Here is a 20,352-nt window from a genome sequence, read left to right as displayed (position 1 = left end):
CCACTAAAAAGCACCGCGCAAAAAAACAGGCGCCGAAGCGCCTGAAGGACAGTACGGGAGACGCTTCGACATCAGAAAATCTGGGTAAACAGCCAATACAGGCTGCCCGACAGCAGGATCGCGGCAGGCAGAGTCAGCACCCATGCCATCGCCAGATTGCGCAGGGTGCGCATCTGCAGGCCGGAGCCGTTGGCGACCATGCTGCCGGCCACCCCGGAGGACAGCACGTGGGTGGTCGAGACCGGCAATCCATACATGTCCGCCGCGCCAATGGTCAGCATCGCAACGACTTCAGCCGATGCGCCCTGGGCGTAGGTCAGATGGGTCTTGCCGATCTTCTCACCGACCGTGATCACGATGCGTTTCCAGCCCACCATGGTGCCCAGGCCCAGCGCGATCGCCACGGCCACCTTGACCCACAACGGAATGAATCGGGTCGCGGTGTCGATCTGCTGCTTGAACTGATCGACCTTGGCCTGGGTGTCTGCGTCGAAATTGCCGACCTTGTTCTTGTCCATCACGCGGATGGCTTCAGAGGTCAGGTACATGTCGTTTCGCACGTTGGCGGTGGCCTCGGCCGGCACCTTGGCCAGCGAGCCATAACTGGCGACCTGATCGCCGATCTTGCCGGCCATGACGGCCAGCGCTGGCACCAGCTCAGGAGTGGCCTGTTTGTCACGGATGTAAGTGGACAGCGTCTGACGTGAATCAGCCGGCGCGGGCAGCGGCGCGGCTTTGGTCAGGGCCTGTTGGGTGACCTGGGCGACTGCGGCGAACTGCACCGACTGATCGGCCGGCATGGCGCGGTTCAGCGCGTAGGCCATCGGCAGCGTACCCACCAGAATCAGCATGATCAGACCCATGCCTTTTTGACCGTCGTTTGAACCGTGGGCGAAGGACACGCCGGTGCAGGTCAGGATCAGCAGGCCGCGAATCCAGATCGGCGGCGGCTTGTTGCCTTCCGGCGCTTTGTACAGCGCGCGGTTCTTCACGAACATGCGCAGCGCCATCAGCAACAGCGCGGCGCAGGTGAACCCTACCAGCGGCGAGAGCAGCAGCGAATAACCGACTTTGGTCGCCTGAGACCAGTCCACGCCGCTGGTGCCGTCACGGCCGTGCATCAACGCGTTGGCGATACCGACGCCGATGATCGAGCCGATCAGCGTGTGGGAAGACGAGGCGGGCAGACCCAGCCACCAGGTGCCGAGGTTCCACAGGATCGCCGCAATGAGCAGGGCGAAGATCATCGCGTAACCCGCCGATGATCCGACCTGCAGGATCAGCTCGACCGGCAGCAGGGCAATGATGCCGAACGCCACCGCGCCGCTGGAAAACAACACGCCCAGAAAGTTGAAGGTTCCTGACCAGACCACGGCGAAGTTCGGTGGCAGGGAGTGGGTGTAAATGACCGTCGCGACAGCGTTGGCGGTGTCGTGGAAACCGTTGACGAACTCAAAGCCCAGCGCGATGACCAATGCGACGCCAAGCAGAATGAACGGCGTCCAGGTCAGCACGACGGTACCCAGATCGTCCATGTCCTGCTTGAGGCTGTAGCCGGTATAGAACAGGCCCAATGCCAGCACAACGAAGAAAATCACCATCGTCGTCATGCCAGGCTTGCGCCCGAATTGAGCACTCAGTCCGGGTCCCTGTTGCAGAGAGCCTTGAGCCAGTGTGGGGGTCGCCATGGGGCACAATCCTGTTGATGAGGGATAATGACCATGATCATTACAAAATGTGACAGAGATGCGACACGGGTCACGTTTTGCGCGGATTTGCTGGGGTCAGAGACCAATGGACGCGCTAATGACGCTGCCGCTAATAGTCACGACTCTTGCGAAACGCCCACCTTCCCGCAATAAACGTAAATGTCGCCACCAGCGCAACCAGCACCCAGAACCCATGGGGATCGGACGCCAGTGGTATACCGCCGACGTTCATGCCGAAGAAACCCGCGACGATGTTGATCGGCAGCGCCAGCACGGTGACGACGGTCAGGGTGAACAGCGTGCGGCTGCTCTGTTCGTTGAGGTTGGCGGCGATTTCTTCCTGCAGCAGTTTGATCCGTTCGCCGAGGGCGGTGAGGTCGCTGATCACCAGCGCCGACTCTTCGGTGGATTGCCGCAGCTCCTGTAAATCCTCCTCCAGCAGCCACTGCGGCGGGCGGTGCAGCAGGCGCATCAGCGAGCCGGGTTCCAGGGCCAGCAGCCGTTGCAGGCGCACCAGCACCCGTCGCATGGCGCCGAGTTCCGAGCGGTTGTTGCTCAGGCGTTGAGACAGAAGCTGGTCTTCGATTTTGTCGACGCTGAGGCTGGTCTTGCGCATGAACTGGCTCAGCACCTCGCTCTGATCGCGTAGCAGATGGGCCAGTAACTCAAGGGGGGAGCGGAAGGTTTCGCCCTGCTTGACCGAGGAGCGCAGCCGGTCCACAGACCGCAGGGGCTGATGGCGCGCGGAGATCATCAGGTTGCTGCGCACGCAGACCCACAACGTGGCGATGTCGGTGGAGACGCGGTTGAAGTCGAAGACCACGTCGTTGACCACGGCGAGCAGGGCAGAGTCGACGTGTTCGATGCGCGTGGAGCGCGACCCTTCGTGCAGGGCTTCGAGGAACTCGTCGGGCAGGTCGAGGTTGGTTTTCAGCCAGCGTTCACAGCTGGCGTGGGTCAGGTTCAGGTGCAGCCAGACAAACTCGTCCGGCGCGGTGGGCTGGCGCAGGCATTCAAGCGCCGCCGTCGAATCCAGCTCCCGACCAGGCTCACCGGGACGGAAGCGGTAGCCGTACAGCAAGCCGAACAGATCGGAGTCCTGATGGTGGGCGATGCGTTGATTCATGAAGGCTCGCAGACGGGAAGTGCCCCGCAGGGCACGAGATCGAAGGCGGCATCATCGCAAGGGGTTTTGACAGTTTTGTGACGCTTTGTGTCCGGCAGCGATCTTGTTCAGACCATTGACAGGCGCGTCTTGCGCAGGGGCGCCGGCCATGAGGAATCAATCAACAATTCATCCTCGATGGACAGCTCGATATCAACCGCCGCAGCGTTCAATTCCAGGTGATGGGGAGTGACGGCCTTGGGAATGGCGATCACGCCGTCCTGACGCAGCACCCACGCCAGGCTGATCTGCGCCGGGGTGGCGTCGTGGCGCTCGGCGACTTCGAGGATGGCAGGGTTCATCAGCAAGTTGCCGGCCTGGCCGATCGGGCAGTACGCCATCAGCGGCATCCGGGCGGTTTGCATCCAGGGCAGCAGGTCATATTCGATGCCGCGTTCTTCCGGGTTGTACAGCACCTGATTGGTGGCACATCCGCCGCCGAGGCCGAGCTCGTCCAGCTCAAGCAGGTCGGACACGTCGAAATTCGACACGCCCCAGCGGCCGATCTTGCCCGCTTCGCGCAGACGCTCGAAGGCCTCGACGGTTTCATCCAGCGGGTACTGACCGGCCCAGTGAAGCAAATACAGATCGATGTAGTCGGTCTTCATGCGCTTGAGGCTGCGCTCGCACGCCGCCGGAATGCCCGCGCGGCTGGCGTTGTGCGGGTAGACCTTGCTCACCAGCACGACCTCGTCGCGGCGCCCGGCGATGGCCTGGCCGACGACTTTCTCGGCGCCGCCTTCGCCGTACATCTCGGCCGTGTCGATCAGTGTCAGGCCCAGGTCGATGCCCAGTTGCAGCGCCGAGACTTCCGCCTCGAACTGATGGCGATCCTCACCCGTGTGCCAGGTGCCCTGACCGATAACGGGGACGGTTTTGTCTGCCAGTTCAAGCGTGCGCATCGGGGGTGCCTCCGGGCTGATGGGTCTGAGTCATTAAGAGTCAGGCAGTACCGGTCCGCAGGGGTTCAATCTCAAGCGAATACGCGGTGCGTGAGCGGGCTGCGCACCCATTGTGGACCGGCTTCAGCCGGGAAGAGGCCGGTGTGAACGACATCAATTTTGCGGTGTGACGACCGACGCCTTCCCGGCTAAAGCCGGTCCCACAACGAACGCGTTCAGTCAGTGGGACCAGGTAACCCCAGTAGGACCGGCTTCAGCCGGGAAGAGGCCAGTCAGCACACCATGCATCTCACTTATGCCCGTTTTCCCAACCCCCACCCAGCGCCAGGAACAGGTCGATCTGACCCATCGCAACCTGGGTGTTCGCCGCCGCCAGTTGTGCGGTGATGTCGGTGTAGGTGCGGGTGGCTTGCAGGTCGGCGAGGAAGGATTCGCGGCCGGCGAGGAAAAACCGGTGGGTCTGGTCCGCCGCCTGCCGTGCCGACTCCTCGGTTTCAACCAGCGCATCGCGGCGCTCCAGCAGCGCGGTGTACTGGGACAGCCCGGTCTGGGCTTCGCGGATCGCGTTCAGCACCACGCCATCAAAGCGCGCCAGGGCCACCTGATTCGAAGCCTCGGCAATGTGAATCCGCGCACGTGCGCCATTGGACGGGATGGTCCAATTGATCACTCCGCCAAAGCCCCAGCGGTTGGTCGACGGATCGCCCAGTTCATCGAGAATCCCCACGGTGCCCACGGTCGCGCCGATGCTGATGTCCGGATACAACTCGCCCGTCGCCACGCCAATGGCCGCCGTCGACATCGCCAGCCGGCGTTCCGCCTGGCGCACATCGGGACGGCGTTTGAGCAGCGCGGCGCCATCGCCCACCGGCATGACTTGAGCGATGTGCGGCAGCTCGGCGCACTCCGCGACCCCGCGGGGCAGCTGGTTGAGCGGCCGGGCGAGCAGCATCGACAGGCGATACAGCGCTGACTTCTGCGCCGCTTCGTAACGCGGCAGATCGGCACGCAGCGACCGGAACTGGGTTTGTGAGCGCGTCACCTGGGTTTCATCGCCACGGCCGGCATCGCGCAGGCGTTGGGTCAGGTTCAGGCTCTGCTGCTGCAGGTCAAGGGAGTGCAGGGCGATGTTGCGTTCTTCGTTGGCGGCGCACACTTGGGTGTACGCGCGAACCACATCGGCCACCAGCGTGATGCGTGCCGTGTCGGCAGCGGCCTGGGTCGCGTCGGCGTTGGCCTGGGCGGCTTCGATGCCGCGCTGCAACACGCCAAACAGGTCGAACTGGTACGAGGTGGTCAGCCCGACATCGCCGACGTTCGCGACCGGGACTTTTTCCGGCAGCAGGTAGGCCTGACCGGCTTCCTGCAGGCGTTGCGCCCCGGCCTTGGCCGTGCCGCTCCAGCCGCCCGCCGCATCGGCCTCGCTCATTTGAAACCGCGCCCGTTGCAGGTTCGCCGCCGCGACGCGAAGGTCAGTGCTCGACACCAGCGCCTGGCCCACCAACTCATCGAGTTTCGGATCGTGATAAAGACGCCACCAGTCCGCCGGCACCGGCGCCGACACCACATTGGTCGACGAACCCGCCAGCTCGCCCTGCAGGTCGGGGCGATTGACGGCGGCTTGATCAGGCAACGTGTAATCCGGGCCGACCACGGTGCAAGCCGACAGCAGCAAGCCCATGCACATGCTCATGCCCACCGTCAGCAGGCGTGCGCGGTGGTTCATTTCGGCGCTCCAGGCTGGACGGGTTGGTCATGTCCCTGAGCAGCTGTGCGGGCGTCATCGATGATCGACACCGTCGCCGTGCGCCCGGCAATCATGCGGAAATCCGCTGGCACGTCGTCGAACGCAATGCGCACTGGAATCCGCTGGGCCAGTCGCACCCAGCTGAACGCCGGGTTGACGTTGGGCAGCAGGTTCGAGCCACTGCTACGGTCGCGGTCTTCGATGGCCGCGACGATGCTCACCACATGGCCGCGCAGGCGGGCGTTGTCGCCAATCACGCGGATGTCCACGCCGGAGCCGATGTGAATCCCGTCCAGCTTGGTTTCTTCAAAGTAGCCGTCGATGTGGAACGAGTTGCTGTCCACCACCGACAGCACCGGACGCCCGGCACTGACGAATTCGCGGTCCCGGGGCGCACGGTCATTGAGGTAGCCGTCCACCGGGCTGCGGATCACCGAGCGGTCCAGGTTCAGTTGCGCCGAATCAACCGCCACTTGCGCTTCGTTCAGGGCTGACAGCGCGCGGGCTTCCCTGGACTGGCTTTCTTCCAGCTGCTCGCGGGCGACCAGATTGCCGAGGCTGCGGTTACGACGGTTCTCGCGTTGGGCCTGCTCCCAGGTTTCCTTGCGCTCGGCGACCGTGGCCTGGGCCTGACGCAAGGCGAGACGGAAACGGTCCTGATCGATGGTGAACAGCAACTGGCCTTTCTTGACCAATTGGTTGTCGCTCACCGCGACCTTTTCGATCAGTCCGGAAACGTCCGGCGCGATCTGGATCACGTCGGCGCGGATGTGCCCGTCGCGGGTCCAGGGCGCGTACATGTAATACATCACCATGCGCCACACGACGATCGCGGCAAGGGTGACAACCAGCAGGGTCAGGACCACGCGGCCCAGCGTCAGAAGAGGTTTTTTCATGTCATCAGGTATCGACTTAGGGTATCCACGACGCCGAGCAGCAGAGCGTATAGACCGACGTTGAACAAAGCCCGGTGCCAGACCAGGCGGTAGAAGCGGGCGCGCGTCAACACGGCGTGCACCACCAGAAAAATCAGGTAAGCGATGCCCATCAGCACCAGAAAGGTCGGCAGGAAGATCCCGCTGATGTCCACATCACCGATCATAACGGCGCTCCATCGATGCCATAGGGCGGTTGTTCTTCCTGCTCGGCGAGCACATCGACGATCTCCACACCCGGCAACAGCGCCAGGCGCAAGCCACTGAGGGCGTGCAGCAGATTCAGCCGCGCGGCGTCATCATCTTCGCCATTGAACGCCAGCGCGCGGCGGGCGCGGTCCATGGTCATCAACAGACCCTTGGGCGCCGGCAAACGCTCCCGGGCTTTCAGGCAGGCCCGGAAATGCGCACCGACCTCGCTCGTCACCTGACGCAGCAGCTGGCGCGGGACCGGGTCGACCCGCGGCATGTACGCCAGCAAATCGAGCATGTTCAGGGCGACCCGCGCTTCGCGCAGTGCACTGGTGGAATCCTGGGCCGTAATCGCCAGACGCGGCAGGTGCTGCATCAGCCGGTCGAGCATGCGCACGCCCATTTGCCGGTGCTCGGCCAGGGTCGCGTCTTCGCTGAGGGAGACGATGTCGCGCCAGCTGAAACGGGTCAGACGCTTGGCCGCCACCTCAGTGCCGAACGGCCGGACGATCAGCGTCCAGACGAAGGCGAATGCGAGACCCGCCGGCCCGGCCAGGTTGGAATTGACGAAGTTGACGAAGTCGGCGTCGTAGGCGCTCTGAATACTGATGAAGGACGAGGTGTTGACGATGGTCAGCAGGGTGCCGAGGTAGAACTTCGGCTGCACGGTCAGGGTGCCGACGCAGATAAACGGCACGGAAAACGCCAGCACCAGCATCGGGAAGTCGTGCAGATTGGGCAGCACCACGAACAGATAGAGGCTGGCGAAGATCACCGACATCATGGTCCAGAAGAAGAACCGGTAGATCTGCGGCGCAGGGTCGTCCATCGCCGCGAAAAAGCTGCACGACACCGCCGCCAGCGCCACCGCACTCGCGCCGTCCTGCCAGCCCAGCAAGATCCACAGCACCGACGCGACAATGATGGCGCTGACCGAGGTCGCCACCGAATACAGCATCATCCCGCGATCAAGAAACGGCGACAGCCGCCCCAGCCGCCAATGGCGATACACAGCGCGCCAGGCCGAGTGATCATCGGTCTCGATGGCGTGTTGCAGGCTGCGGCAGTCCTGCCACAGGTCGATCCATTCGCGCAGCCGATACAGCGCGTTCGACAACAGCAGTTGTCGGCGATCGTCGATCTGCGCAGGCGTGGGTTGCAGGCGGTCGAGCTCGGTGTGCAAGGCTTTCCAGTATTTGATCGGCGCGCCTTTGGCGGTCTGTTCGACCCAGTCGCGGCACTCGATCAACAGGGGCGCGAGGTCGGCGACGTGCTCGGGCGAACGCCGCTCCAGCGCCCAGAGGGCATCGTCCAGGGCATCAATAACGGGCAGCAGGTGAATCATTCGTCCGCGCAATTCTTTGGCATTGCGTACGGTCTGGCGATGGGCGCCTTCGTGGGGCAACTGACCGATCATCAACTCCAGGCTGTTGAACGTGCCGACCATGGCCGTGCGCAGGCCGCCGACCGCTTCCGGCGTGGCGCTGCGGGAGAGAAAGAGATCGCTGTAGGCAGAGGCATCCTTGAACCACTTGCCCATGGCATCCACCAGCACCGGCGCCAGCCGACGGGGCCAGAACATCGCGCCGACCACCGCAGCACAGACGATGCCGAGGAAGATTTCCTCGGTGCGCGAGACGGCGATGTCGAACACCGCCTGGGGGTTGTCGACCACGGGAAAGGAAATCAGCGGCATGGTGTAGCCCGCCAGCATCAGCGCATAACTGTTGGCCGTACGCAGATGCAGGGACAGGAAGAGCAGGGTACCGGTCCACAGGGCAATGACAACGGCCAGCAAAAACGGCGACTGCACGAACATCGGCACCAGCACCACCGAGGCGGCTGCGCCGAGCAAGGTGCCGGCCGCGCGGTACAGCGCCTTGGAACTGGTCGGCGCCACGAACGGGCTGGAGACGATGTACACCGTGGCCATCGCCCAATAGGGGCGGGGCAGTTCCATCATCAGCGCGATGTACAACGCCAGCATCGAGGCCGCGAACGTGCGCACGCCGTAGAACCAGTCGCGGCCCGGCGGGACGCCGTCGAAAAAGCCTTTGAACAGACCGCTCAAGATGACGACTCCGGCGCCATCGGCGTGGCTTGGGCGATGGCGCTGAAGACGCGCAACGTCGCTTCCAGATCCGCCGGGTCGACGTTGCTGAAGATGTCGCGGCGCAGGCGGATCAGCTCTGCCTCGATGGCGTTGGCCAGCGCGCGCCCCTCATCGGTGAGGCTCAAGGCCTTGGCGCGGCGGTCGGTGGGGTCTTCGGTGCGCTGCACCAGGCCGGCTTTGCACAGCTGATCCAGCAGGCGCACCAGTGACGGGCTTTCCAGCCCGCAGGCCTGGGCCACTGTCACCTGACGTACGCCTTCACCCAGACGCGCGATCATCAGCAACGGACCGGCGCAGGCTTCGGTGACGCCAGAGTCGATCAGCGTTGTCTGGCAGACGCGTCGCCACTGCCGGGAGGCGGCGACAACGCCGCCGGTGATGCGCATTTGCAGGGTGTCAGGGTTCATGAAAAGGCCATTGAAGCGGTGAGCGAGTTTGATTAGGGCCTGAATGATTAGGCGCTGCATTATTAGGTTGCTAACTATAATATCTTGTAACACTGTGGGGCCGTCAAATGGAATCTATCGTGGGGCGCCGAGCGGGTTGTTGCAGGAGGGGGTCGGCCGGATATCCAGCAGAGAGTAAAGGGCGCGCCAGATGCCTGTGATCGCTAAGGAAGACCGGGAAACGGCCCGAAGCAGGGATTTTCCGATACCGTCTGTCGGCTGATTCCTCGCTGGCTGAACTAATTTTCTGAGCGTCGTCTAAGTGGTCCTCCAAAAAAATGGCGCCAAATTATTAGCCTTGCTCCCCGTTTTCCGCTGGCTGGGCAAATGATGAGGGCAATGAGCCACTTTGCCTTAATAGTGGCACTGTGCTTTCTTCGGGCTCTGCTTCCGCAGCTTCGGCGGTTTCTTGACTCCGGGGACGACTAAAGATCAAACGGTTCAGCCGATAGCAAAGGTGACGGGAACGGCGGTCACAGGCCTGTTCCAGACACCTTCTTTGCTGTGCGCAACGCGCACCATGAGTGCACCCATGATTGATCTCGCCATCTGGAATCTTTCTATACCGGTCGGTATCGCAGCCGCCACCATCGACACGCCAAAACTCGTCGGCGGTTACCAGGATGGTTACTTCCGTTCAGGGGACACTTTGTTCTTCTGGGCGCCGGTTACAGGGTCAAGGACTGACAATGCCAAATTTCCCCGCACCGAACTGCGTGAGACCTACGCCAACGGTACGGTTCACAACTGGACCTACTCTGACGCGGACAATTTCCTGCGTGCGGCGCTGACCGTGGACCAAGTGCCTTCAACAGGCAAAATCGTCATCGGTCAGATCCACGCCTATGGCAGTACCGAGCCGCTGCTCAAGCTCGAATACCAGTACAAGGAAAAAACCAAGACCGGCAACCTCGTCGTGAAGTATCGCTCGACGCCTACTTCCGAGCCCGAAGTCATTCAGGTGGCCACCGGCGTGCTGCTCAAGCAACGCTTCACATACACCATCCACCTGACCCAGGCCGGCAACCTGACCGTCAATGCCTACGACATGCAGTGGGGTGCCAAGCTCGACCTGTCCTGGAAGGGCAAGCCGCTGTATTTCAAGGCAGGCGTCTACACCCAGGACAATGCCGGCTACGCCACCGAAGGCGGCGCGGCGACGTTCTACAAACTGGTGGCGACCCACGACAAGAAGGCGTGAGATCCACGGCAGCCGGCCTGCGGGCTATCGCGGAAACGCCAGCCCGAAACAGATCCGCCCCGGCGCCGGCTGGTTAACCGACACCTCGCCGCCGTGCAGCTGCATGATCGCGGCGACGATGGCCAGGCCCAGTCCATTGGAGTCGGAGCTCTGGTGGCGTGAGGCATCGCCGCGGTAGAAGCGGTCGAACAGCTTGCCCAGGGTCGCGTCGTCCAGTGTCGGGCCCTGGTTCTCCACCTCGATGCGGCAGTGCTGGCCGCTCTCGATCACACGAATCTTGATCTCACTGCCTTCATCGGCGTAGCGGATCGCGTTCGCCACCAGATTGCTCAGTGCCCTGCGCAGCAATAAGGGATCGGCCTCGATCCGCGCGTCGCCTTCCGTGTGCAGTGTGATTTCACGCTCTTCCGCCAGCCCTTCGAAATAGCCCGCGACTCGCTGCATCTCGTCCGCCAGGTCCAGCATCTGGCGGTTGAGCGCGGCTTGCGCTTCATCGGCCCGCGCCAGGAACAGAATGCTTTCGACCATGCGCGAGATGCGTTCCAGCTCCTCCAGGTTGGAGGCCAGCAGCGCCTGGTATTCATCCTCGGTGCGCGCTTGCCGCAGGGCCACCTGGCAATGCCCCATCAACGAACCCACCGGCGTGCGGATTTCATGGGCCAGGTCGGCGGAAAACTGTGTCAGCCGCTGATAGCCGTCGGCGAGCCGGTCAAGCATCGCGTTGTACGCCTCGCCCAGTTGCTGCAACTCCACTGGCGTGTCGCGGTTGTCCATGCGGCTGTCCAGTTGCGCCGGGGTGATGGCCGCGGCGTGGTTGGCCATTCTGCGCAACGGCCGCAGACCCCGGCGCAGTAACACGTAACCGAGCAGGGCTGTGAGCACGAAGGCCAGGGCCACGGCGAGCAGAATGCGATTGCGGAAACCCGCCAGGGTGGCCATTTCCTTGACCTCGATGTGCGCGGCCGTCAGGTGCACGATCCTGCCGCCTGACACCGCTTCGACCGTCGCCGCGCGCATCGGCACGCCTGAATCCAGCATGCCGCTGCGCATGTCGGCCACGCTCAGCGGCATGTTCGCGGGCACTACTGGCATCGACGGCAGGGACGCATGCAGCGGATTGACCCTGATCACCGCTGGCTTGCCCGGCTCGGCGATGATGAAGATGTCATCCTCGCTGTCGAGCATGTTCTCGAACAGCTGCGGGCTGCTTTGCAAGGTAGTCAGGGTCAGGTCGTACTGCAGCAGTTTGCGAAAGTGATCCAGCCGCGCCAGCACCGCATGGTCGCTGCGGGTCATCACCGCGCCCTTCATGGTTTCGTAGAGGTACATGCCGGCGCCCGCGACGGCGAGCATGGCCACCACCGAAAACGCCAGGGTCGCGCGCAGGGTCAGGGATGGCGGGCGTCGGGCTCGCATGGCCGCACCTCGCAGACGTAACCGATGCCGCGCACGGTGTGGATGAGTTTGATCGGGTAGGGCGTGTCGACCTTGCTGCGCAGGCGCTTGATCGCCACATCGACGACGTTGGTGTCGCTGTCGAAATTCATGTCCCAGACTTCCGAAGCGATCTGCGCCCTCGACAGCACGTCGCCCTCGCGGCGCAGAAACAGATGCAGCAGCGCGAACTCCTTGTTGGTCAGGGTGATGACCTGTTGCTGGCGCGTGACCCTTCGGCGCAGGAGGTCCAGCTCCAGATCGGCCAGGTGGAAATGGTCGGCCTCGCGCACCACCCCGCGACGCAGGATGGTGCGGATGCGCAGGAGCAGTTCGGTGAAGGAAAACGGCTTGACCAGGTAATCGTCGGCGCCCAGTTCAAGGCCGCGGATGCGGTCCTGCAACTGATCGCGGGCGGTCAGAAACAGCACCGGCACGTCCTGCTTCGCCCGCAGGATTTCGATGATCTGCCAGCCGTCGATGCCCGGCAGCATGACGTCGAGCACCAGCAGGTCGTAGCTGTGCTCCAGGGCCATGTGCAGGCCGTCGGTGCCGTGCTGGGTCCAGTCGACTTTGTAACCGGACTCGGTGAGGCCCTTCTTCAGGTACTCGCCAGTCTTGGTGTCGTCTTCGATAAGCAGAATGTGCATCGTCGATCAGGCTCGCTTCACGTCATTGGCGGCGTCGCCGGCGCGGGGTGTCGGATGGGTCATCAGATTGGGTCAGAAAAGGCACGAAGGGCTGCAGGCCGCGCCGGATGTGAAGTGTAACCAACGGATGGCGAGCGGTCGGTTACATTTTTGTCATTGATCCGCGCCATGACCAGCCTGCCGCCCGAATGACAAAAATGTAATCGGGCGGTCATTGTCGGGTGCCGGTTGCGGGTAGAGGATGGTGGTCATGCAACACCTGACGTTCAGCTTCAACTTTCCCCAACTGCCTGAAGGAATTCCACCGATGAAGATGAAGACAGCCCTGACCACCACGTTCGGCATGCTGATGCTCAGCGCCGCCGTCATGGCTTCCGCCGCTGGCATGGCCGCCGGTGACATGCCTGTGGTCAAGCCACTGCGCGGGACGGTCGACAGCGTCGACAGCAACACCCTGAATTTCACCACCCGTTCCGGCGCCCATCAGAGCATCGGGCTGACCGACAAGACTGGCATCCGCCTGGTCTCCAAGACCGACATCGCGTCGATCAAAGCGGACAGCTTCATCGGTTCCGCCGCGATCCCCCAAGCCGATGGCACGCTGAAGGCCCTGGAAGTCACCGTATTCGAGCCGAGCCTGAAGGGCAGCGGTGAAGGTCACTACGGTTGGGAAAACGCTGACGGCAGCACCGGTACCATGACCAATGGCACCGTCGGCAAGCTGAGCGGCAAGGCCAACGGCCGTACCCTGAGCGTCGGCTACAAAGGTGGCGAGAAGCAACTGGTGGTGCCGGAAGACGTACCCATTGCCTATGTGCAGCCGGGCAAGGTCGATGAGCTGGTCAAGGGCTCGAAAATCGTCGTGTTCCCGGGCGAAGACGGCAAGACCGCACGCGGTGTCGCGGTCGGCAAAGACGGCTTCCAGCCGCCGATGTAAGCGGGTTGCGGCGTCTCACGGCGCCGCTTTCACCGAATCCGTGATGAGTCTCGCACCATGAAAAAAACCAGAATTCATCCATGGCCCATCCGCCTGACGCACTGGATCAATGCCTTTGGCATGGTCTGCATGTTCATGAGCGGGTGGGGCATCTATAACGCGTCGCCGCTGTTCAGCTTCTCGTTCCCCCGGGATTTCACCGTGGGCGGCTGGTTGGGCGGCGCGCTGGCGTGGCACTTCGCCGTAATGTGGCTGTTGGTGATCAACGGCCTGATCTACGTGTTCTATGGCCTGTTCACGCGGCATTTCAAGCGCGACTTTCTGCCGGTCACCCCCACAGCGGTGAAGCGCGACATGCTCGATGCGCTGCGCTTTCGTCTCAAGCACGAGAAGGGCGTGTACAACGCCGTGCAGCGCCTGATGTATTGGCTGGTGCTGGCCGCCGGCGTGTTGATCGTGCTGACGGGGCTGGCGATCTGGAAGCCGATTCAGTTACAGGAACTGACCGCCGTGTTCGGCGGCTACGACTTCGCCCGGTACGTGCACTTTGCGGCGATGGCGTTCATTGGCGCGTTCGTGGTGGTGCATCTGGCGCTGGTGCTGATGGTGCCGAAAACCCTGATGCCGATGATCACTGGCGGTTCGCGTGGGATTGAGAGCGGGAAGGTCGAGCATGATTGAGCCTAAAAAACGCGCCATTGCGCGCATCAAACTGGAACCGGCCCAGCAGATTCAGCTGGAGAGCCTGCAGCGTCGGCATTTCCTCAAAGGCGGCCTGACCGTGGGCGCGATGGCGATGCTCACCGGTTGCAACCTGCAGGACGGCGATCAGGTGGATAAGGTGCTGTGGAGCATGTCGCGGTGGAACGATCGGGTTCAGGCCTGGCTGTTCAGCGGGCAGAAGCTGGCGCCGACGTTCAGTAAGGATCAGGTCCGTAACCCGTTTCCGTTCAACGCGTTCTACAGCGAGGATGATATTCCGGAGCTGGACACGGCGGACTGGAAGCTGGGTGTGTCGGGGCTGGTGCGCGACAAGGCGCCGTGGACGCTGGAGGGGTTGCGCAAGTTGCCGCAGCGCAGCGATATCACGCGCTTGATTTGCGTTGAGGGCTGGAGCGCGATCGGGCAGTGGGGCGGTGTGCCGTTGCGCACGTTTCTGGAGCATGTGGGGGCGGATACGACGGCGAAGTTTGTCGGCTTCAAGTGCGCGGATCGGTATTACTCGAGTCTGGACATGCCGACGGCGTTGCATCCGCAGACGCTGCTGGCGCTGGATTTTGCCGAGGTGGCGTTGCCGCCGGAGTATGGCTATCCGTTGCGGGTGAGGGTGCCGACGAAGCTTGGCTTCAAGAATCCGAAGCATATCGTCGAGATTGTGGTGAGCAATGAGAATCCCGGGGGGTATTGGGAGGATCAGGGGTACAACTGGTTTAGCGGGATCTGATCCCGGGGTTGTTTTCGGATCGATGTGTATATCCATTATCGGCGGTGACACTTGTATGGGTTCCGCCCTTACGGCGGGTCACTTTTTCCAACAGCCGAAAAAGTAACCAAAAAGGCCGTGCTCCTGGTTGGGTTCCTCCTGCGTCGGAATACCCTCCCTCCGACGACGCTCCGTGGGCCCGCGCCGAACGGACATCCATGTCCTGACGGCGCTCTCGCCGCATCCATGCGGCTCGGCCCACTGCGCGTCGTCTGCGTTCGGCCTGCACCAAAGTCGCGTTCTGCGGTGTCTGGGCTTTTTGCGTATGAGATCAAAAGCAGATCAAAAGCGGATCAAAAGCGGATCAACGGCGGATTGCGGCCTGAGGATACTGGGGACTTGTGGTAGAGAGCTTGCTCGCGAGGGGATTGGTACATCCGCCGAATATCTGGTGTTTGAAATGCAGCATTCGCGAGCAAGCTCGCTCCCACAGGATGGGTGTGCTATCAGCAAAATTGTTGGCGCCTGGGCTGGCCTCTTCCCGGCTGAAGCCGGTCCCACTGGGGAACGCGGTGTTTTAGTGGGACCGGCTTTGGCCGGGAAAGCGTCGATCGTCACGCCGCAAGACTGATGGTGAGCAATCCGGCCTCTTCCCGGCTAGAGCCAGTCCTACAGACACCGCGGTCACCGTATAACCGGCTTCAGCCGGGAAGCACTTGATCTGCTCTTGATGTTGATGTTGATCTTCATACGCAAAAGGCTCAAACACCGCCAATCGCGACTTGGGTGCAGGCTGAACGCAGGTTTCGCGGAGTGGGCCGAGCCGCATGGATGCGGCGAGAGCGCCGTTAGGACATGGATGTCCGTTCGGCGCGGGCCCACGGAGCGGGACCGGAGTGAAGGAACCCCGAGGAACGAGGGGCCAAACCAGGAGCAGGCACCCTTGGTTACTTGGGGTGCTTTTCCAAGTAACTCGCCGAAGGCGAAATCGAGGCCGTTAGGCCGACGCTCTTGATCTTGCTCCAACGCCCTAAAAACAAAAAAGCCCACCTGCCAATCTCTCGGCAAGCGGGCTCTTCACGGCCTGACGAATCAGTTCAGACCCAATTTCCCGCGCATCTGCGACAGATCTTCAGCCAACGTATTGACCGGGCCCGCCAGCGCCTTGCGGTCCTGCTCCTTCACCTTGTCGTAAGTCTCATAGCCACCGTCCTTGGTCTTGTACTTCGCGAGGATCTTGTCCACCGTCGCAAAGTTCTTCTCGACCTTCGCCACGAACGCCTTGTCCGACTTCTCCAGCTGCGGCTTGAACAGATCGACGATCTTCTTCGAACCGTCAACGTTGCCCTGGAAATCATACAGATCGGTATGGCTGTAACGGTCTTCCTCGCCCGACAGCTTCGTCGCCGCCACTTCTTCCATCAACGCAGCCGCACCGCCCACTACCTTCTCCGGCGGGAACGTCATGTCCGCGATACGCGACTGCAGCTCTTTCACGTCAGCCAGCAGCTTGTCCGCGAACACGGCCTGATCCTTGGTGGAATTCTGCGAGAACAACGCATATTCCAGACGGTGGAAACCGGTGAAATCGTCGGCCTTCACGCCGTTCTCGTGATCGTCTTCACGGGAGTCGATCGACGCGTCCAGGTCGCTGAACAGCTCGGCGATCGGCTCGATTGACTCATAGGACAGACGCGTGGTCGGGAACAGCTTCTTCGCCGTCGCCAGGTCGCCCTTCTTGATCGCGTCGGTGAACTTCTGGGTGTCGGCGGCCAGGGTGTCGACGTTTTCGGTCACGTAGATCTTGTAGTCCGAAACCGGCGTGACCAGGTCCAACGGCGCGGTGGCGGCGAACGCGGACATCGATGTCTGCAACACGCCAAAGGTAAGCAACAACGCGAGAGGCGACTTTTTCATAGAGCTCTTCCTGTGAGGTAAGGGTTGTCAGGCAGTTTTTGTTGTTTGGGCAGAGGCGGCCAACAGCGACCGGCCGATGAAATCGTTGTTGTCGACCACGCCCGGCAGGGTGAAGAAATACCCGCCGCCGATAGGCTTGAGGTATTCCTCCAGCGGCTCGCCGTTGAGGCGTGTCTGCACGGTAATGAAACCTTTCTCCAGGTCCGCCTGATAGCAGATGAACAGCAGGCCCATGTCCAGCTGACCGTTCTTGTTCACGCCGTTCGAGTAGTTGAACGGGCGACGCAGGATCAGGTTGCGCTGGGTTTCAGCGGTGCGCGGGTTGGCCAGGCGGATGTGCGAATCCAGCTTGGTGATCTTGCCTTCCGGGTCTTTGTGGTAATCCGGAACGTCGGCTTCGGTCTTGCCGTCCATCGGCGCGCCAGTGGTTTTGACCCGGCCGAAGATGGCTTCCTGTTCCTGCAGCGGGGTACGGTCCCAGCGCTCGACGAAGTTGCGGATGATGCGCACCGCCTGGTAGCTGCCGTTGGCGGCCCAGGCCGGCTCGTCGCTGCCGGGCTGCACCCAGACCAGCTCGTTCATGGTCTTCTGGTTGTTCGAATCCGGGTTGGCCGAGCCGTCGCGGAAACCCAGGAAGTTGCGCGCGCTTTCCGGCGCCTGGCCCGGTTTCAACGGGGCCTGGGCGGGCACCGTGCCTTCCTGTTTCCAGCGCACCAGCAAAAGGTCCGGCAGGTTTTTCACGATGTCGCGCAGGGCGTGAATGTTGCTGTCCGGGGCGTTCGAGCAGAACTGAATGCTCAAGTCGCCATGGCAGCAATCGGCTTCCAGCGCGTCGTTGGGGAAACCGACCATGCGCTGCAAGCGCTTGGGTTTGACGGATTCCAGCCCGAAGCGGTCGTCGAACAGCGAGTCACCCACCGACACGGTAATGGTCAGGTTGTCCGGCGTGACCACCGGGCCGAGGATGCCGGAATCCAGTGGCGGCAGTTTCGGATCGACCTGGGGCACGGCCCCGCCGGTCATCAAAAACGCAATGCGCTCGTTCAACGTACGAAACATGCGCTCGAGGTCTTCGCGGTCCTGGGCCAGTACGTCGAAAGAGACCATCATCCCGGCGGTTGGGCGCGGGTTGACGATGCCGCTTTGATGCTGACCGTGGAACGCGTTGTGGTCCTGGGTCTTTTCGCTTTTCGGTGCTTCGGTGACCTGCGCCGGCGCGGTGGCGGCGAACGCATTGCCGGTCAGGCTGGCACCGGCCACTGCTGCGCCTGCAGCGCCAAGGCCCAGCAGGACGCGGCGACGGTCAGTGGAGATCGGCGCGTTTTTTGAATCGGAGTCTTTCATGTGAATGCTGTCTTCGCTCTGGTTTCAGGGCCGGGCGGGTGCATCGGGCACCCGCCAGGGCACGCTTACAGGCCTGAGAGGCCGAGGGCCGGATCGATTCCATCGAGTGCGTCGGCCAGTGCCTTGGCCTTGTCTGCTATTTGTTTTCGTTGTTCGATGCTGACCTGGTCGTACGGCTTGAAGCCGTCGGCGGTCTTGAGCAACAGCAACTGGTCATCCAGCGCGGTGCTCGCGGTGTCGATCTTTTTCAGCACGTCGCCGGAGGACTTGGCCAGCAGCGGACGCAGCAGCTCGATAACCTTGCGCGTGCCTTCCAGGTTGGCGGCAAAGCCGTTCACGTCGAGGTGGCTGTAGCGTTCTTCTTCGCCGTTGCTGCGGACCTCGGCAATGCTGCGCATGTTGCGCACGACCATGCTCGCCAGCTGTTCCGGGGCGATGCTCTGGGCCAGCAATTGCTGCTTCAGGCTGGCGATGTCGGCTTGCAGCTTCTGCACGACCGGCGCCAGGCCGTCGATGGAATTCTGCGAGAACAGGCCGAATTCGAGGCGGTGGAAGCCGCCGAAGCCGGGATCCTGCTCGCGTTTTTCGTAGTAATCGGCGCGGGCGTTGATCGCGTTGTCCAGCTCGGACAGGCGCTGGGCCGCAGGGGCGATGCGCTGATAGGCAGCACGGGCCGGCGCGTAGGCTTTCTGCGCCTGGGCCAGATCGCCGCTGTCGATGGCTTGCTGCAAGTCGTTCGTCGCGCGGATCAGCGCGCTGCTCTGGGTACTCAGGTAGACGCGGTATTCGGACAGCGGCCCGATGAAGGCGACCATCGACGGACGCGCTTTGGCGGCGGCGTCAGACTCCGCGGTCGGCGTCACGTGCAAAGTGCCGCGTGGATTGCTCAGCAGGCCGCAGGTGATGGCGTAGTCGCCGGGCTGCAGGTTGGCGTTAATGATCTGGCTCAGGCCCGGGACGATGTTTTCCCGCTCTTCCACCACCAGCACCCCGTCGAGGATTTCCCACTCCACGGCGCGATCCGAGGCGTTGACGATGCGGAACGCGTTCTTGCCGGCGGGCACGGTGATCGAATTCGGCTCGCAGCTTTTCGCATTAATGGTCACGACCGTTTCATTGCCGCTGTTGGCGATGCGCTTCTTCTGCGCGGCCTGGGAGGCGAAATAGAACATGGCGCCGGCGGCGATCATTAGCACCACCGAGCCCGCAACGGCGAACTGCAGGGCGCGAGATGGCTTGGCTTTCTTGGGAGGAAGGCCGTTGGCAGTGGAGTTCATGAGTGCCCTTATTTGTTCGTAACTGAATTCGTAACGGAAGACGTGTGGCCGTGTTCATGGGCCGGGCGGGTGGGCAGACTCACCACCCGCGCCTGGGGCTTGAAGAACAGGAACAGCGCAAAAACCAGGTACGCCAGGTACGCCACCAGCACGCTGACGGTCGGCGCATCCTGATAACCGAACATGCCGGCCAGTACCGAACCGGTCGGGCCGTCCATCGGCAGGATCGAGCTGATGTCGAAGACCACTTCCTGAAAGTGGTTCCAGACCCCGGCTTCGTGCAGCGAACGCACGGAGTTGGCCAGAATGCCCGCTGCCACCACGAGGATGAACAGGCCGGTGTAGCGGAAAAACTTGCTCAGGTTCAGGCGCATGCTGCCTTTGTAGATGCCGACGCCGATGCACACCGCGATGATCAGGCCGAACAGCGCACCCAGCGGGCCTGACACGCCTTCGCTCTGCTGGAACACGGCGAGCAGGAAGAACACGGTTTCGAGGCTTTCACGGGCGACAGCAAAGAACACCATGCCGATCAGGGCGTAAGTCTGGTTTCTCGACCCGGCCAAAGCAGCGTCCAGGGACTGGTGCAGATCATGTTTGACCGAGCGGGCGACCTTGCGCATCCACACGACCATCGAACTGAGGATCACCACGGCCACCAGGCCGACGATGCCTTCGAACAGTTCCTGCTGCTTTTGCGGGAATTCAGCGCTCACCATTTCCAGGCCACCCCCGACGAACAGCGCCAGGGCGACAGCCAGGAACACGCCGATCCATACCGCGGGCATCCACTCGCCACGGCCGGTCTGTCTCAGGTAACTGGCAATGATGCCAACGATAAGCGCGGCTTCAATCCCTTCGCGCAGCATGATCAAAAAAGGAACGAGCATTTATCACCGGTGCAGATCTGTTAGGGTGTGTGACGTAAATGCGTCAGGTAGCCATTCGCATTCAGCCATT

18 protein-coding genes are annotated in these 20,352 nt (G+C 62.3%); 4 read left to right on the top strand and 14 right to left on the bottom strand.

Annotated elements, in window-relative coordinates:
• Positions 1-71: 71 nt before the first annotated feature.
• From FX982_RS23360 to FX982_RS23325, 8 genes are all read right to left on the bottom strand, one after another.
• A complete protein-coding gene (locus tag FX982_RS23360) occupies positions 72-1,688 on the bottom strand; it encodes an inorganic phosphate transporter (RefSeq protein ID WP_172612784.1) in 1,617 nt (538 codons plus the stop codon).
• 130 nt (positions 1,689-1,818) lie between these two features.
• Positions 1,819-2,835 (bottom strand): transporter, encoded by a 1,017-nt coding sequence (locus FX982_RS23355; RefSeq protein ID WP_172612783.1) that lies wholly within the window; start codon positions 2,833-2,835, stop codon positions 1,819-1,821.
• A 107-nt stretch (positions 2,836-2,942) separates the two neighbouring features.
• Positions 2,943-3,776: an aldo/keto reductase gene (locus FX982_RS23350; protein ID WP_172612782.1), complete on the bottom strand. Its 834-nt coding sequence runs from the start codon at positions 3,774-3,776 to the stop codon at positions 2,943-2,945.
• Between the two features lie 289 nt (positions 3,777-4,065).
• Positions 4,066-5,502: an efflux transporter outer membrane subunit gene (locus tag FX982_RS23345; RefSeq protein ID WP_172612781.1), complete on the bottom strand. Its 1,437-nt coding sequence runs from the start codon at positions 5,500-5,502 to the stop codon at positions 4,066-4,068.
• Positions 5,499-6,419 (bottom strand): efflux RND transporter periplasmic adaptor subunit, encoded by a 921-nt coding sequence (locus FX982_RS23340; protein WP_172612780.1) that lies wholly within the window; start codon positions 6,417-6,419, stop codon positions 5,499-5,501. The genes FX982_RS23345 and FX982_RS23340 overlap by 4 nt, the downstream gene beginning before the upstream one ends.
• A complete protein-coding gene (locus FX982_RS23335) occupies positions 6,416-6,625 on the bottom strand; it encodes a DUF1656 domain-containing protein (protein ID WP_122534409.1) in 210 nt (69 codons plus the stop codon). The genes FX982_RS23340 and FX982_RS23335 overlap by 4 nt, the downstream gene beginning before the upstream one ends.
• Positions 6,622-8,637 (bottom strand): FUSC family protein, encoded by a 2,016-nt coding sequence (locus FX982_RS23330; protein WP_254074949.1) that lies wholly within the window; start codon positions 8,635-8,637, stop codon positions 6,622-6,624. Before FX982_RS23330 ends, FX982_RS23335 begins: the two co-directional genes overlap by 4 nt.
• Before the next feature lie 80 nt (positions 8,638-8,717).
• The gene (locus FX982_RS23325) at positions 8,718-9,170 is read right to left on the bottom strand and encodes a MarR family winged helix-turn-helix transcriptional regulator (protein WP_122622691.1); all 453 of its coding nucleotides are present in this window, start codon (positions 9,168-9,170) and stop codon (positions 8,718-8,720) included.
• Between the two features lie 571 nt (positions 9,171-9,741).
• On the opposite strand from FX982_RS23325, the gene FX982_RS23320 reads away from it, so the two are divergent.
• Positions 9,742-10,410, top strand: a complete 669-nt coding sequence (locus FX982_RS23320) for a polysaccharide lyase family 7 protein (protein WP_122534411.1) — start codon at positions 9,742-9,744, stop codon at positions 10,408-10,410.
• Positions 10,411-10,434: 24 nt separating this feature from the next.
• Here the strand turns inward: FX982_RS23320 and FX982_RS23315 are convergent, their stop codons facing one another.
• Positions 10,435-11,826, bottom strand: a complete 1,392-nt coding sequence (locus tag FX982_RS23315; RefSeq protein WP_172612779.1) for a heavy metal sensor histidine kinase — start codon at positions 11,824-11,826, stop codon at positions 10,435-10,437.
• Positions 11,799-12,494 (bottom strand): heavy metal response regulator transcription factor, encoded by a 696-nt coding sequence (locus FX982_RS23310; protein ID WP_122534413.1) that lies wholly within the window; start codon positions 12,492-12,494, stop codon positions 11,799-11,801. Before FX982_RS23310 ends, FX982_RS23315 begins: the two co-directional genes overlap by 28 nt.
• 313 nt (positions 12,495-12,807) lie before the next feature.
• Between FX982_RS23310 and FX982_RS23305 the strand changes: the two genes are divergently transcribed.
• From FX982_RS23305 to FX982_RS23295, 3 genes are read left to right on the top strand one after another with little or no spacing between them, the layout of a single operon-like run.
• Positions 12,808-13,431 (top strand): hypothetical protein, encoded by a 624-nt coding sequence (locus FX982_RS23305; protein WP_172613159.1) that lies wholly within the window; start codon positions 12,808-12,810, stop codon positions 13,429-13,431.
• Between the two features lie 57 nt (positions 13,432-13,488).
• Positions 13,489-14,112: a cytochrome b/b6 domain-containing protein gene (locus FX982_RS23300; protein WP_172612778.1), complete on the top strand. Its 624-nt coding sequence runs from the start codon at positions 13,489-13,491 to the stop codon at positions 14,110-14,112.
• Positions 14,105-14,875, top strand: a complete 771-nt coding sequence (locus FX982_RS23295) for a molybdopterin-dependent oxidoreductase (protein ID WP_074889123.1) — start codon at positions 14,105-14,107, stop codon at positions 14,873-14,875. The genes FX982_RS23300 and FX982_RS23295 overlap by 8 nt, the downstream gene beginning before the upstream one ends.
• A 1,071-nt stretch (positions 14,876-15,946) precedes the next feature.
• On the opposite strand, the gene efeO (FX982_RS23290) is transcribed toward FX982_RS23295, so the two are convergent.
• From efeO (FX982_RS23290) to efeU, 4 genes are all read right to left on the bottom strand, one after another.
• On the bottom strand, positions 15,947-16,771 hold the full coding sequence (gene efeO, locus FX982_RS23290; protein WP_122534417.1) for an iron uptake system protein EfeO: 825 nt from the start codon (positions 16,769-16,771) through the stop codon (positions 15,947-15,949).
• A gap of 27 nt (positions 16,772-16,798) precedes the next feature.
• Positions 16,799-18,115 carry an iron uptake transporter deferrochelatase/peroxidase subunit gene (efeB, locus tag FX982_RS23285; protein WP_172612777.1) on the bottom strand — a complete coding sequence of 439 codons (1,317 nt, stop codon included), beginning with the start codon at positions 18,113-18,115 and terminating at the stop codon, positions 16,799-16,801.
• A 65-nt stretch (positions 18,116-18,180) separates the two neighbouring features.
• The gene (efeO, locus tag FX982_RS23280; RefSeq protein ID WP_172612776.1) at positions 18,181-19,392 is read right to left on the bottom strand and encodes an iron uptake system protein EfeO; all 1,212 of its coding nucleotides are present in this window, start codon (positions 19,390-19,392) and stop codon (positions 18,181-18,183) included.
• An 8-nt stretch (positions 19,393-19,400) separates the two neighbouring features.
• Positions 19,401-20,282: an iron uptake transporter permease EfeU gene (gene efeU / locus FX982_RS23275; RefSeq protein ID WP_172612775.1), complete on the bottom strand. Its 882-nt coding sequence runs from the start codon at positions 20,280-20,282 to the stop codon at positions 19,401-19,403.
• Between the last annotated feature and the right edge of the window lie 70 nt (positions 20,283-20,352).

This window comes from Pseudomonas graminis, from assembly GCF_013201545.1.
Classification (GTDB): domain Bacteria; phylum Pseudomonadota; class Gammaproteobacteria; order Pseudomonadales; family Pseudomonadaceae; genus Aquipseudomonas.
This window is presented reverse-complemented; position numbering and strand designations above follow the sequence as displayed.